Origin of the sequence: Actinacidiphila sp. DG2A-62, assembly GCF_035825295.1 — a bacterium.
Lineage (GTDB): Bacteria > Actinomycetota > Actinomycetes > Streptomycetales > Streptomycetaceae > Actinacidiphila.
The window spans coordinates 4578656-4592121 of record NZ_JAYMGI010000002.1; the positions used below are offsets into that span (position 1 = coordinate 4578656).

The window sequence follows — 13466 nt, forward strand, 5'->3', positions numbered from 1 at the left end:
GGTGGTGCTTCAATACTCCGCAATGGTTAGGAAGCTTTCCTAACTCAGGCGCACGTGCACGCGTACCGAGCCCTCCTCGGACGAACCCTCGAAACGGAGACGCACATGCAGTCCTCCCCCCACTCCCCCCGGCTGCCCGACTCCCCCCACACTCCACCCTCCGGGCCCGCCCGCACCAGGCGTCCCAGCCGCCGCGTCGCGCTGATCGCCGCGGCGGGCGTGCTCGCGGCGGGCGGCGCGTCCCTCGCGCTGGCCGGCACCTCCGACGCGGCCGTCCCCCACGGGCGCCACGCGGCCCGCGCCGCCGCGGCCGCGCCCAGGACGGACGCGGCGGGCCTGGACGACCCGCACAAGAAGGAGATCGCGATGGAGCTGGTCTCCTCCGCGGAGAACTCCTCGCTGGACTGGAAGGCGCAGTACAAGTACATCGAGGACATCGGCGACGGCCGCGGCTACACCGCGGGCATCATCGGCTTCTGCTCCGGCACCGGCGACATGCTCGAACTGGTCCAGCACTACGAAGACATGGAGCCCGGCAACGTCCTCGCCAAGTACATCCCCGCGCTGCAGCGGGTCAACGGCACCGACTCGCACTCCGGGCTGGGCAGCGCGTTCGTCAGCGACTGGAAGAAGGCGGCGAAGGACACCGTCTTCCAGCAGGCGCAGAACGACGAGCGCGACTCGGTCTACTTCGACCCGAGCGTCGGCCAGGCCAAGTCCGACGGGCTGGGCACCCTCGGGCAGTTCATCTACTACGACGCGATCGTGATGCACGGCCCCGGCGACGACCCGGTGAGCTTCGGCGGCATCCGCAAGACCGCGATGAAGAAGGCCAGGACGCCGGCCCAGGGCGGCGACGAGACCGCCTACCTCAACGCCTTCCTCGACGCGCGCAAGGCCGCGATGAAGACCGAGGACGCGCACGACGACACCAGCCGCGTCGACACCGAGCAGCGCGTCTTCCTCAACGCGGGCAACCTCGACCTCGACCCGCCGCTGCGCTGGAAGACCTACGGCGACCCGTACGAGATCCTCACCCTCCCCTAGCTCCCGGCCCCCCTCCGACCCCCGGCCCGCCGCAGCCCCACCCCACGCCCACCCCCGGCGGGCCGGGCCCCCTACCGGGAAGGGTCCGGGGGCCCTTCCCGGGGGGTGGTGGGGGTGGGGGTTACTTCAGGTGGCGGGTGAAGAAGCGGTCGGCGTCCTGTGTTTCGAACCAGGGGGTGCCGGTGTGGCCGCCCGTGTTCGCGTGGAGGGTCTTCTCGGCGCCGGCGAAGGAGTCGAACAGGTCGAGGGCCCGCTCGCGGGGGTTGCCCTCGTCGTCCCACTGGAGCAGGAGCAGCAGCGGGAGGGCGATCCGGCGGGCCTCCTCGCGCTGGGCGCGGGGGACGTAGCCGCCGGCGAAGAGGCAGGCCGCGGCGACGCGCGGGTCGGTCGCCGCGAGGCGGATGCCCAGCGCGGCCCAGCCCGAGTAGCCGACCGGGCCGGTGATCTGGGGCAGGTCGAGCAGGGCGTCCAGCGTGGTGCGCCACTCCGGGGCCGCGTTCTCGACCAGCGGGCCGATGAAGGACTCGAAGATCTCGTCCACCGGCTCGCCGGCCCGCATCGCCGCGCGCAGGTCGGCGCGGGCCTGCTCGTCGGCGGCGGTACGGGGCCGGTCCCCGCAGCCGGCCGCGTCGATGGACGCCACCGCGTAGCCGGACGAGACGGTGTGGCGGGCCCGGGCCGCCAGTCGGGGCTGCGCCTTGGACATGCCGTTGTTGGCCGCCATCAGGATCAGCCGGAGGGGCGCGGCGGACTCGGGCGCCCACAGCGTGCCGGGGGTCTCGCCGAGGGTGAACTCGCGTTCCAGGACGCCGTCGTCGAGGCGCCGCTCGGAGGTGAACCGCAGGGTCATGGTCGTGCCTTTCGGGAGAGCTCGTGACGGCACTCCCGGACGACCTATCGCCCGACCGCGACCCCAAGGGGGAACACCCATGTCGAAACGTTCACGGGTACCACCTCCTCGTCGTCCTGCACGGCCTGGCGGAAAGCTAACAGCGGCCCCCCGCAGGCCGCCACGGGTTTTCCGGCGCCGGGGGTCTCGCCGAGGGTGAGCTCGCGCTTCAGGACGCCGTCACGTCGCGGAGGGGTTCGGCGCCCCGGTGGGGCGGGTCGGGAGCAGGGGCTTGCACGTGGTGTACGCCTTCGCGGTCTTCGGGTCCGCGGTGTTCAGCCCGCGCAGCGCGCCGAAGCCGGAGCCGGCGCCGCGCCCTCCGGAGCCGTTGCCGGCGCCGGGCGTGGGCGTCGCGAGGGTCACCCCGTGGTCCTTCAGGCAGCTGGTGAACGCCTGGAACGCGCTGCTGTCGCCGCCCGCGCCGCCGCGCTGCCCGGTGAACTGCGGCCGCAGCGACGCGCACGCGTCGAGCGCCTTCTGGGTCGCCGCGTCGGGGGACGCGCCCCCGAATCCGCCGAACCCGCCGCCGAAGCCCCCGCCGAACCCGCCGCTCGGCCGCCCGCTCGGGCCGCCGCTCGGCCGCCCGGAGCCCGAGGGCCGCCCCGAGGGCCGGTGGAACGTCGGCAGGTCGACGCCGTGCTGCGACAGGCACTGCCGGTACGCCTCCATCGCCTGCGCGCCCTTGCCGTTCGACGCCGAGCCGGACGCGGACGCCGCGGGGGAGACGCTGCCCGAGGAGGCGCCGCCCGCGGCGGACCCGGACGACCCGGAGGACGACGAGCACGCGCTGAGCAGCAGCGCCCCCGCCGCGGCCAGCACGGCGACCGCGGCCCCCGCGCGCAGCGCCGCGCCCCTGCGCGGGATGGCGCCTGTCCGCGGGATGGCGTCCGCCTGCGGGATGGCGCCTGCCCGCGGGATCGCGTCCGTGCGCGAGACCGCGTCCGTGCGCGAGACCGCGCCTGCCCGTCCCGTGGGAGCCGGCGCCGCGGCGTCCCGCCGCAGAGGCGTCCGTCCGGGCTCCGGCGCCGCCGACTGCCCCGCGTTCTCCGGTGCCGCGGACGGCCGGCCAGGGGTCCAGGTCATCTCCGTGCGTCTCCTCGGATCGGCGGTACGGGTCGGATGGGGCCGTACGGGTCGGATGGGCGGTACGGGTCGGATCGGCGGTACGGGTCGTGGCGCGGGCCCGCGAGCCCGGTCGGAACTGAACCGCACCCAGGTGGGGACTGTCGGGGACCGACCTGTGAGTTCCCGGGGAAACCGGCGGCGGCCCGGCCCGCGGAGCCCGCGGTTCCGGGGGGATTCGTCCGGCCCCGTCCGTCATGCGGCCCGTGCGCCTGGCGCACGGGCCCGCGCTCCCAGCGAACTCCCAGGGTTCTCCCAGGGCTTCAAAGGCCGCCCCGGCCAGGATGCGCGCCATGAAGGTGCTCCCACGGCGGCGCAGGGCCGTCCTGATCAACTCGGTGCTCGGCGTGGTGGTCCTCGCGGGCGCCGGCGGTGCGTACGCGGCGGTGCACGACGACGGTTCCGGCTCGTCGGCGGGCAGCGGCACGGCGCGCGTGGCGACGGTGACCAAGGGCACGGTGCTGGCCACCGTGTCCGGCTCCGGCACGCTCGCCTCGCCGAGCGACGCGGGCGTGGACTTCACCACCGGCGGCACCCTCACCGAGGTCGACGTCAAGGCCGGCGACAAGGTGACGAAGGGCCAGGTGCTGGCGAAGGTCGACCCGACCGACGCGGAGGAGACCCTCGCCGAGGACCAGGCGTCGCTGACCGCCGCGCAGGCGAACCTGACGAAGGTCGAGGAGGGCGAACTGCCCGCCTCCACCGGCTCGTCGGGCTCCTCGGGCTCCTCCGGCTCCGACGGCTCGGGCTCCTCCGGCAGCCGCGGCGGCGCGGCCGCCACCCCGACCCCCACGCCCACCCCGACCGTCGACCCGGCGCAGCTCGCGCAGGCCCAGGCGCAGGTCACCCAGGCGCAGAACAAGGTCGACGCCGACCAGCGCGCGGTCGACGGCTGCGTGCTGAAGGCCCCGGTCGCCGGCACGGTCGCCTCGGTGGGCGGCGCGAAGGGCGACACGGTCTCCGGCTCCTCCGGCAGCAGCGGCTCCGGCACGACCGGCGGCTCCGGCGGCTCGGGGGCCTCCGGCTCGTCCGGCTCCTCGGCCTCCTCCGGCAGCACGCCGTCCGGCTTCGTCGTGCTGACCAACCCCAGCGGCATGCAGGTCACCGCGGACTTCTCCGAGGCCGACTCGCTGAAGATCAAGGCGGGCCAGGCCGCGACGGTCACGCTCAACGCCGAGTCCGGCACCGTGCTGAACGCGAAGGTGCTGTCCATCAGCTCGCTCCCGGCGAGCAGCGGCTCCTCGGGCGGCGGCAGCGGGTCGAGCAGCGCCGTGCAGTACCCGGCGACGCTCCAGATCACCAGCGACACCTCGAACCTGCGCACCGGCCTGAGCGCGAGCATCCAGGTGGTCACCGGCTCCGCGACGAACGCGCTGAGCGTGCCGACCGCCGCGGTCTCCGGCACCGGCGCCAACCGCACGGTGCTGGTCGTCAACAAGGACGGCTCGACCACCCGTACCGCTGTCACGGTCGGCGTCGAGGGCGACTCGACCGACCAGATCACCAGCGGCCTCACCGAGGGGCAGCAGGTGCAGATCCCGACCGTCGCCTCCTCCGGCAGCGGCGGCTTCCCGAGCGGCGCGTTCCCCGGCGGCATCGGCACCGGCGGCAGCCGGTTCGGCGGCGCCGGCGGCGGGGGCGGATTCCGCACCGGCGGCTTCGGCGGGGGTGGCGGGCGGTGAGGCTGCCCCGTACGCCCGCCGCGTTCCGCCGGGTCTCGGCTGCGGGCCGGCACGCCGAGGACCCGGTGCCGCTCGACCCCGGCGCCGGGCAGTCCCCCTGGGGCCCGGCCCCGGTCATCGAGGTACGCGCGCTGCGCAAAACGTACGGGCAGGGCGACGCGGTCGTCCGCGCGCTCGGCGGCCCGCCGGACCCGGCGACCGGCGAGGAGTCCCCGGGCGTCGACCTCGTCGTCGAGCAGGGCGACATGGTCGCGGTGATGGGCTCCTCCGGCTCCGGCAAGTCCACCCTGATGAACATCCTGGGCTGCCTCGACGTGCCCACCTCCGGCCGCTACCTGCTGGACGGCATCGACGTCGGCGGTCTGGACGAGCACCAGCTCTCGCTGGTCCGCAACCGCAAGATCGGCTTCGTCTTCCAGTCGTTCAACCTGGTGCCGCGCACCCCCGCGCTTGCCCAGGTCGAACTCCCCCTCGCCTACGCCGGGGTGAAGTCGGCCGAGCGCCGCCGCCGGGCGCTGGCCGCGCTCGAACTGGTCGGCCTCGCCGACCGCGTCGGCCACCGGCCGAACGAGCTGTCCGGCGGCCAGCAGCAGCGCGTCGCGGTGGCCCGCGCGCTGGTCACCGCGCCCGCGATGCTGCTGGCCGACGAGCCGACCGGCAACCTCGACAGCCAGAGCACCGAGGACGTGCTCGCCGTCATCGACCGGCTGAACGCCTCCGGCCGCACGGTCGTGCTGATCACCCACGAGGACGAGGTGGCCCGGCACGCCAAGCGGGTGATCCGGCTGGTCGACGGGCGGATCACCGCCGACGTGCGGCAGGCGCCGGTCGACGGCCCGCCGCCCGCGCTGTCCCCGCACGCCCTGACAGGGGGAACCAGGTGAACCCGTTCGAGATCCTGCGGTTCGCGGCCGGCGGGCTCGCGGCCAACAAGGTCCGCTCGGCGCTGACCATGCTCGGCGTGCTGATCGGCGTCGCGGCGGTGATCATCCTGCTGGCGGTGGGCAACGGCTCCTCGCAGTCGGTCAAGGACTCCATCGAGAAGCTCGGCACCAACGCGCTGACGGTCTCCTCCGGCGGCGGCTTCGGCTCCGGCGGCTCCACCGCGACCAGCACCAAGCCGCTCACCGTGGACGACGCGCGGGCGCTGGCCGACCCCTCGGCGGCGCCGGACGTGCAGTCCGTGGCGCCGGAGGTGACCACCTCGCAGACCGCGATCTACGACGGGACCTCGCACACCGTCGGCCAGGTCGTCGGCACCTACCCGGCGTACTTCGAGGCGTCCAACAGCAAGGTCGCCAAGGGCGACTACTTCAGCGCCGACGACGTGCTCAACTCCCGCAAGGTCGCGGTGATCGGCTCGACCACCGCCACCGACCTGTTCGGGACCGCGTCGCCGGTCGGCAAGAAGGTCGTCGTGGGCGGCACCCCGTTCACCGTGGTCGGCGTGCTGGAGACCAAGGGCGGCACCGGCTTCCAGGACCCGGACGACACGGTCGTCGCGCCGCTGCCGACGGTGCAGAACGCGTTCACCGGCTTCGGCCCGATCAGCCAGATCCTGGTCGAGGCGAAGTCCGCGGACGCCACCACGCCGGCGCAGAACGAGATCACCACGGTGCTGATGGCCCAGCACGGCATCAAGGACGCCACCGCGCTGGACTTCCGGGTCAGCAGCCAGGAGTCCCTGCTGAGCACGCAGTCCGACACCAACAAGACGTTCACGGTGCTGCTGGGCGCGGTCGCCGCGATCTCGCTGCTGGTCGGCGGTATCGGCATCACCAACATCATGCTCGTCACGGTCACCGAGCGGACCCGGGAGATCGGCATCCGCAAGGCGATCGGCGCGCCCAAGGGCGTCATCCTCGGCCAGTTCCTCGCCGAGTCGACACTGCTGTCCCTGGTGGGCGGCGGGCTCGGGGTGCTGGCCGGGCTGATCGGCTCGCGCTTCACCATCGTCGGCATCAAGCCGGTGGTGATCCCGGAGTCGGTGTGGGGCGCGTTCGCCATCGCGGTGGCGATCGGGCTGTTCTTCGGCAGCTACCCGGCGAACCGCGCGGCGGGCCTGCGGCCCATCGAGGCACTGCGGCACGAGTGACGCGATGGCACGGCACGGGCGGGGCCGCGGGCCCCGGCAGGACGAGCAGCACAGGCACGACGAGCAGTACAGGCACGACGAGCAGTACGGGCAGGACGAGCAGGTCAAGGGAGAGGCAGAGATGGCGCGACGCCGCACGGGGCAACTGGTCAAGGCCGACGCCGACGCGGGCCTGCCGGTCCCGCGCCCGCAGCCGGGCGAGATCGAGCCGGCCGGGGCCGCGGGCCCCGGCGACGGCCTCGCCCTCTTCGAGGGCGGCGAGATCGTCGAGGGGCCGGGCGGCGCGCCCGTCGAGCGGCCCGAGGAGATCCTCGCGCAGCCGCCGGACGCGCGGGACATCTCCGCCGAGCTGGCCGCGCCGCCGCGCCGCAAGCTGCCCTGGCTGACGCTGGCGCTCTCGGCGTGCGTGGTCGCCGCTGGCGCCTTCGCGGGCGGCGCGCTGGTGGAGAAGCACCACCTGAACGGCACGCCGGGCGGCGGCCGGGGCAACGCCTTCGCCGCGGCCGCCGGCGCGAGCCGCGGCGGGACCGGCACGGGCGGCGGCGGCCGGACCTTCGGCGGTTTCGGCGGCGCGGGGACCGGCGCGACCGCGGGCACGGGCGCCGGGACCGGCGCGGGAACGGGTACGGCCGCGGGCGGCGCCGGGGCGCGCTCCGGCACGGGCGGCTCCGGCGTCACCATCGGCACGGTCAAGCTGGTCGACGGCAACACGATCTACGTCACCGACGCCTCCGGCAACATCGTCAAGGTGACCACCGGCGCGAGCACCAAGGTCACGGAGGCCAAGGACGGCAAGGTCGCCGACCTGCAGCCCGGCCAGTCGGTGACCATCCGCGGCAGCGACAACGGCAGCGGCGAGATCGCCGCGACCACGGTCACCCAGGGCGAGGCCACCGCGGGCGGCTTCGGCGGTTTCGGCGGCTTCGGGAACTTCGGCGGCGCGGGTGGAGCCGGCGGCGGGACCGGCGCCGCGGGCGGGACCGGCGGCAACTGAGCGGGCCGCGCGCGCCCGTTTCCGACGCGCGCAGCCGTTTTCCGGCGCCCGCACCCGTTCACAGGCACGGGGCGTACGGTGCGGCGGCGGACATGTCGCCGCGGCGCCGTACGCCCGCAGGACTCACGCCCGCAGGACCTACGCCCGCAGGACCCACGCCCGCACGAACCCGACCGCGACCCGGGCCAGGAGGGACGACGCCATGGACACCCCCGAGGCCAGCCTGCTGGTCGTCGACGACGAGCCGAACATCCGCGAGCTGCTCTCGGCGTCGCTGCGCTTCGTGGGCTTCCGCGTCACCTCGGCCGCGACCGGCGCGGACGCGCTCGCCGCGGTCGCCAGGGAGCGGCCCGACCTCGTGGTGCTCGACGTGATGCTCCCCGACATGACCGGCTTCGCAGTGGTCAAGCGGCTGCGCGAGGAGGCGGGCTCGCCCGCCAGGTCCGGCGCGGGCGGTCCGGACGACCGGCTGCCGGTGCTCTTCCTGACCGCGAAGGACGGCGTCGAGGACAAGATCAGCGGGCTGACGGCGGGCGGCGACGACTACGTCACCAAGCCGTTCAGCCTGGAGGAGCTGATCGCCAGGATCCGCGCGATCCTGCGCCGCACCGGCGGCCCCGCCGACGACGGCCGGCTGGTCGCCGGCGACCTCGAACTCGACCCGGTCGGCCACCAGGTGCTGCGCGGCAGCCGGCCGGTCTCGCTGTCGCCGACCGAGTTCAAGCTGCTCGCGTACCTGATGGCCAACGCCGACCGGGTCGTCTCCAAGCTGCAGATCCTCGACCACGTGTGGGCGTACGACTTCGGCGGCGACCTGAGCATCGTCGAGTCGTACATCTCGTACGTGCGGCGCAAGGTCGACGCGGGCGCGGGCGGCGCGCCGAAGCTGATCCACACCGTGCGCGGCGTGGGCTACGTGCTGCGCCGGCCGCAGCCCGGGCAGTCCGCGCAGTCAGTGCCGTCGGCGCAGGGCGGCTGAGGCCGCCGTGGGCGCGGTGGCGCGGGCGGCGGTCGCGCGGGCGCGGGCCCTGCGGGCGCGGACCGGGTCCCGGCTGCGGTCCGGGACCGGTCTGCGGAACGGGCTGCGTACCGTGGGGCGGCCGGGGAGCGGCGGCGCGGGCCGGGCGCGGTTCCGGCTGTCGGCGGTGTCGCTGCGCTCGCGCCTGGTGCTGCTCTGCCTGGCGTTGGTGCTGCTCGGCCTCACGGTGAGCGACACCCTCGTGCTGGGCTCGGTGCGCGGGCAGCTCGTGCGCCGCGTGGACCAGCAGCTCGCCCGCTACGGGCAGCCGCTCGCGCAGCGGCTGGGCACCGACGGCGTCCCGGCGCCGCGCTACGTCCGGCCGGGCAGCGGCGGCGGGTCCGGCGGGAACGCCCGGCCGTGGCTGCCGAGCCAGTTCGTGGTGGCGTTCGCCGCGGTCGACGGGCAGGTCAGCGAGCAGTTCCGGGTTCCGGTCGCGGCCGACGACCCGCGCCCGCTGTGGCCGCGGATGGACGCGGCGGGACTGCGGGCACGGCTGGACAAGCCGTTCGACGTGGCCAGCGACCACGGCGGCGGCCACTGGCGGGTGCTGATCGTGCCGGTGGCCGGGCGCTCGGGCGGCGGGGCCCCGCGGGGTACGGGCGCGCACGGCGATTCGAGTGCGGGCGCGCACGGCGCCTCGGGTACGGGTCCGGGCGCCGCAACGGGCACGGGTGCCGGCACGGCTGCGGGTGCCGGCACCGCTGCGGACGGCGGGGCGGGCTCCGGCTCCACCTCGGGCTCTGGCTCGGGCTCCGGCTCCGGCTCCGGCTCCGGCGCGTACGGCCCGTACGCGCAGCCGCTCGCGCGGGACGGGCAGCCGCTGCCCGCGGGCGTCGTCGTCGCCGCGTCTCTGGACGACGTGTCGTCCACCACCGACCGGCTGAGCACCGGCTTCCTGCTGATCGGCGGGCTGGTCGCGGCGCTGCTGGGCGTCGCGGGCTGGTTCGCGGTGCGGGCCGGGCTGCGCCCGCTGCGCCGGATCGAGGCGACCGCGGCGGAGATCGCCGCCGGACGCCCGCTGTCGCACCGCATGCCGGCCGGCTCGCCCGGCACCGAGGCCAGGCCTGTCGCTGGCGCTCAACGGGATGCTCGCGCAGATCGAGTCGGCGTTCGCGGCCCGCGCGGAGTCCGAGGACCAGATGCGGCGGTTCGTGGCCGACGCCGGGCACGAGCTGCGCACCCCGCTGGCCGGCATCCGGGGCTTCGCCGAGCTGTACCGGATGGGCGCGCTGCCCGGCGAGGCCGACGTCAAGCGGACCATGGCCCGGATCGAGAGCGAGGCGATCCGCCTCGGCGGCCTGGTGGAGGACCTGCTGACGCTGGTCAGGATGGACGAGCAGCGCCCGTTGCAGCTCGCGCCGATGGACCTGCGGACCCTCGCGGTGGACGCGCTGCACGACACGACGGCGCTCGATCCGTCCCGTACGGTCACGCTGACCGGGCTCGGCGGGCCGCGCGGTCCCGTCGGCGGCGGCGCGGCCGGCGCGGTCGGCGCGGCCGGCGCCGTCGAGGGGTCCGGTACGCCGCCGGGGCCCGCGCCGGTGCTGGGCGACGAGGCGCGGCTGCGGCAGGTCGTCGCCAATCTGGTCGGCAACGCCGTCGCGCACACCCCGCCGGGCACCCCGGTGCGGATCGGCGTCGGCACGGCCGGCGGGCAGGGCGTCCTGGAGGTCGCCGACGCCGGGCCGGGGCTGACCCCCGCCGACGCCGCCCGCGTCTTCGAGCGGTTCTACCGCGTGGACGCCTCGCGCTCGCGGCACAGCGGCGGCGGCGCCGGGCTCGGCCTGTCCATCGTCTCGGCCCTGGTCGCGGCCCACCACGGCCACGTCGAGCTCGACACCGCGCCCGGGCAGGGCGCGACTTTCCGCATCCGGCTGCCCGCCCCGCCGCGCTGAGGCGGGGCGGGGCCGGGCGCGCTCCCGCCGGGCCGGGGGCGCGCCCGACGCGCCGGCACGCCGCGGCGCCTACCAGGCGAACGCCTCCGGGGAGGGGCCGGGACCGGGGAAGATCGCGTCGAGCCCGGCCAGGAACTCCGGGGACAGGTCCAGGTCGACCGCCCGCAGCGCGGACTCCAGCTGGGCCGTGGTGCGCGGGCCGACGATCGGTCCGGTGACGCCGGGCCGGGTCAGCAGCCAGGCCAGGGCCGCCTCGCCGGGCTCGAAGCCGTGCTCGGCGACCAGCTTCTCGTACGCCTCGACGCGCGCGCGGACCGCCGGGTCCGCGAGCCCGCGGGCCGAGCGCCCGGCGGCGGCCGAGGTGCGCGCCGCGCCGCCCTCGCGCTCCTTGCGCAGCGCGCCGCCCAGCAGGCCCTGGTGCAGCGGCGACCAGGGGATCACGCCGACGCCGTACGCCTGCGCGGCCGGCAGCACGTCCATCTCGGCGGTGCGCTCGGCGAGGTTGTACAGGCACTGCTCGCTGACCAGGCCGAGCATCCCGGTGCGCGCGGCGGCCTCGTTGGCCCGCGCGATGTGCCAGCCGGCGAAGTTGCTGGAGGCGGCGTAGAGGATCTTGCCCTGGCGGATCAGGACGTCGATCGCCTGCCAGATCTCCTCCCACGGCGTCGCCCGGTCCACGTGGTGGAACTGGTAGACGTCGATGTGGTCGGTGCGCAGCCGCCGCAGGCTCGCCTCGACCTCGCGGCGGATGTTGAGCGCGCTGAGGCGCTCGTGGTTGGGCCAGGACTGCTGGTGCCACGGAGTGCCGTCGTTGGTCATGTTGCCGTAGAGCTTGGTGGCCAGCACGACCTTGTCGCGGCGGTCCGCCCCGCCCGCGAGCCACCGGCCGACGATCTCCTCGGTCAGGCCCTTGTGGTCGTCGCGGCCGTAGATGTTCGCGGTGTCGAAGAAGTTGACCCCGGCGCCGAGCGCCGCGTCCATGATCGCGTGACTGTCGGACTCCTCGGCGTAGGAGCCGAAGTTCATCGTGCCGAGCACGAGGCGGCTGACCTTGAGTCCGGTACGTCCGAGCTGGGTGTACTCCATGGCGTTCAGCCAACACCCTGGAGTGCGCTCCATGGCAAGGACGCGGCGGGGCGTGGCGCGGTCCGGGGGCTGGGCTCAGCGGACCGGGCCGGGGGGCGGGGCGACGCCGGGGGCCACCGGACCGGGCTGGATCGCGTGGCGCAGGCGATCGGTGCGGTCGACGAGTTCGAGCAGGGCGACGCGCTGGTCCGGCGTGATCTCGCCGGCGAGGTCGCGCTCGCGGATGTGCGCGCGGCGCAGCAACTGGTGGCCGTCGAGCGCGGTCATCCCCGGCGCGGCGTGCACCAGCGCGGTGACCGGCATCGACGCGGCGTCGGCGTCCCCGGCCGCGGCGCGGCACCCGGGCGAGCCCGGGCGGCCCCTCCGCGGCGATCTCCCCGAGCAGCAGGGCCCTGCGGTGCCGTTCCTCCGGCCCCGCGCCCGCGCCCGAACCGACCCCCGGGGGCCGTGCCGCACTTCGGAACCCACCACGGCGACCACCTCGTTCCCTTCGGGAAGACACGCCCGGTTTCGTCCCGCATTCGAGGGTACGCCCGGGGGGTGGCCGGCGGGCGGCGGCTCCGGGCGGTCAGCGGGGCGTGCGGGCGCGGCGGCGGCCGGCCAGCCCGGCGGCGGTGAGCGCGAGGAAGGCGACGGCGCAGAAGACCTCGCGGCGGCCCTCGGCGGTCCGCAGGCTCGGCGCTACGGTCCGCAGGGCCGGGGCGGCGGCGTCGGCCGCGGCGGTACGGGCGTGCGGGCGCGGGGCCGGGCGCGCGGGCGTGGGGGGTACGGCGGCGTACGGGGGTGCGGTGGGGAGGCGGTCGAGAGGGAGGCTCTGGGGGAGGCCGAGCGGGGAGCCGGACGGCGGGTCCGGGGGCGCGCCCGGGGACGTGCCGGAGGGGTCGGCCGCGCCGGGGGCCGAGCCCGCGGACGGGGTCGCCGTACCGGCGGCGGGCGCCGCGGCGGGGGCGTCGGGGCAGTCGGCGGCGACGGTGAAGTCGCGGTGGCCGGACGCGGCGGGCGGACCGGGGGTGGTCCAGGCCAGGCGGTAGGCGCCGGCGGGCAGCGCGAGGTTCTCCGTCACGCCCTGCGCGTCGGGGCCGACGGTGATCGTGTCGGCGAGCGCGGGGGCCGGTTCCGCGTCTGCGCGTGCGCTCGGGCCGGTGGGTGAGCCAGGGGGCGCGGCCGTGCTCGGCCTCATGCCCGCACCTGCGCCGGTGCCCGCACCTGCGCCCGCCCCCGGAACGGCCGCGCGGGCGGTGACCGTCCAGTCGATGCGCCGGCCCGGGGCGAAGCCGAACGCGTCCAGGTAGAAGACGCACACCTGCGCCGCCTCGGCCCGCGTGCCGGGCGGCGCCGAGTCCGCGTGCACCTCGACGTCGCCGCCGCTCGCCGCGGCGGCCGGGACCGCGGACAGGGGCGTCCGGGACGCGGGCGCCGACGTGGACGTGGACGCGGACGCGGACGCGAGGGTCGCGGGCGCCCCCGCGGCGAGGAGGCAGCCGGCGGCGAGGGTCGCCGCCGCGGGACCGTAACCGTGCAATCGCCTCATTCCGTACATATAACAATCGGCTGATACGCCCATCGTCGCGCCGCGCCGCCGGCCCCGGGTTTCCGATCCGCCTCACGGGTTAGCCGTGCGATATGACGCAATCG

The 13466-nt window shown here is 75.9% G+C and carries 13 protein-coding genes; 7 read left to right on the plus strand and 6 right to left on the minus strand.

Translation table 11 applies throughout. From position 1 onward, the window contains the following. Positions 1 to 105 precede the first annotated feature (105 nt). Positions 106 to 1047 carry a chitosanase gene (locus tag VSR01_RS20465; protein WP_326450626.1) on the plus strand — a complete coding sequence of 314 codons (942 nt, stop codon included), beginning with the start codon at positions 106 to 108 and terminating at the stop codon, positions 1045 to 1047. A gap of 121 nt (positions 1048 to 1168) precedes the next feature. Here the strand turns inward: VSR01_RS20465 and VSR01_RS20470 are convergent, their stop codons facing one another. Continuing rightward, on the minus strand, positions 1169 to 1891 hold the full coding sequence (locus VSR01_RS20470; protein ID WP_326453735.1) for an alpha/beta hydrolase: 723 nt from the start codon (positions 1889 to 1891) through the stop codon (positions 1169 to 1171). Positions 1892 to 2116: 225 nt separating this feature from the next. Continuing rightward, a complete protein-coding gene (locus VSR01_RS20475) occupies positions 2117 to 3019 on the minus strand; it encodes a hypothetical protein (RefSeq protein WP_326450627.1) in 903 nt (300 codons plus the stop codon). A 332-nt stretch (positions 3020 to 3351) separates the two neighbouring features. On the opposite strand from VSR01_RS20475, the gene VSR01_RS20480 reads away from it, so the two are divergent. The 5 genes from VSR01_RS20480 to VSR01_RS20500 all read left to right on the plus strand — a co-directional run bounded on the left by VSR01_RS20480 (position 3352) and on the right by VSR01_RS20500 (position 8808). Continuing rightward, positions 3352 to 4740: an efflux RND transporter periplasmic adaptor subunit gene (locus VSR01_RS20480; RefSeq protein ID WP_326450628.1), complete on the plus strand. Its 1389-nt coding sequence runs from the start codon at positions 3352 to 3354 to the stop codon at positions 4738 to 4740. Further along, positions 4737 to 5624 carry an ABC transporter ATP-binding protein gene (locus tag VSR01_RS20485; protein WP_326450629.1) on the plus strand — a complete coding sequence of 296 codons (888 nt, stop codon included), beginning with the start codon at positions 4737 to 4739 and terminating at the stop codon, positions 5622 to 5624. The genes VSR01_RS20480 and VSR01_RS20485 overlap by 4 nt, the downstream gene beginning before the upstream one ends. Then, positions 5621 to 6835: an ABC transporter permease gene (locus VSR01_RS20490; RefSeq protein WP_326450630.1), complete on the plus strand. Its 1215-nt coding sequence runs from the start codon at positions 5621 to 5623 to the stop codon at positions 6833 to 6835. The genes VSR01_RS20485 and VSR01_RS20490 overlap by 4 nt, the downstream gene beginning before the upstream one ends. A gap of 4 nt (positions 6836 to 6839) precedes the next feature. Beyond that, entirely contained in the window at positions 6840 to 7829 is a 990-nt protein-coding gene (locus tag VSR01_RS20495; RefSeq protein WP_326450631.1) for a hypothetical protein, read from the plus strand. 202 nt (positions 7830 to 8031) lie between these two features. After that, a complete protein-coding gene (locus VSR01_RS20500) occupies positions 8032 to 8808 on the plus strand; it encodes a response regulator transcription factor (protein WP_326450632.1) in 777 nt (258 codons plus the stop codon). Positions 8809 to 9159: 351 nt separating this feature from the next. Here the strand turns inward: VSR01_RS20500 and VSR01_RS20505 are convergent, their stop codons facing one another. Next, the gene (locus VSR01_RS20505; RefSeq protein ID WP_326450633.1) at positions 9160 to 9882 is read right to left on the minus strand and encodes a hypothetical protein; all 723 of its coding nucleotides are present in this window, start codon (positions 9880 to 9882) and stop codon (positions 9160 to 9162) included. A gap of 53 nt (positions 9883 to 9935) precedes the next feature. On the opposite strand from VSR01_RS20505, the gene VSR01_RS20510 reads away from it, so the two are divergent. Further along, positions 9936 to 10745: a sensor histidine kinase gene (locus VSR01_RS20510; RefSeq protein ID WP_326450634.1), complete on the plus strand. Its 810-nt coding sequence runs from the start codon at positions 9936 to 9938 to the stop codon at positions 10743 to 10745. A gap of 69 nt (positions 10746 to 10814) precedes the next feature. Here VSR01_RS20510 and VSR01_RS20515 read toward each other — a convergent pair whose 3' ends face one another. The 3 genes from VSR01_RS20515 to VSR01_RS20525 form a co-directional block, all read right to left on the minus strand. Next, on the minus strand, positions 10815 to 11831 hold the full coding sequence (locus VSR01_RS20515; protein ID WP_326450635.1) for an aldo/keto reductase: 1017 nt from the start codon (positions 11829 to 11831) through the stop codon (positions 10815 to 10817). A gap of 75 nt (positions 11832 to 11906) precedes the next feature. Further along, the gene (locus VSR01_RS20520) at positions 11907 to 12134 is read right to left on the minus strand and encodes a hypothetical protein (protein ID WP_326450636.1); all 228 of its coding nucleotides are present in this window, start codon (positions 12132 to 12134) and stop codon (positions 11907 to 11909) included. A 265-nt stretch (positions 12135 to 12399) separates the two neighbouring features. Continuing rightward, the gene (locus VSR01_RS20525) at positions 12400 to 13362 is read right to left on the minus strand and encodes a hypothetical protein (protein ID WP_326450637.1); all 963 of its coding nucleotides are present in this window, start codon (positions 13360 to 13362) and stop codon (positions 12400 to 12402) included. Positions 13363 to 13466: the final 104 nt, after the last annotated feature.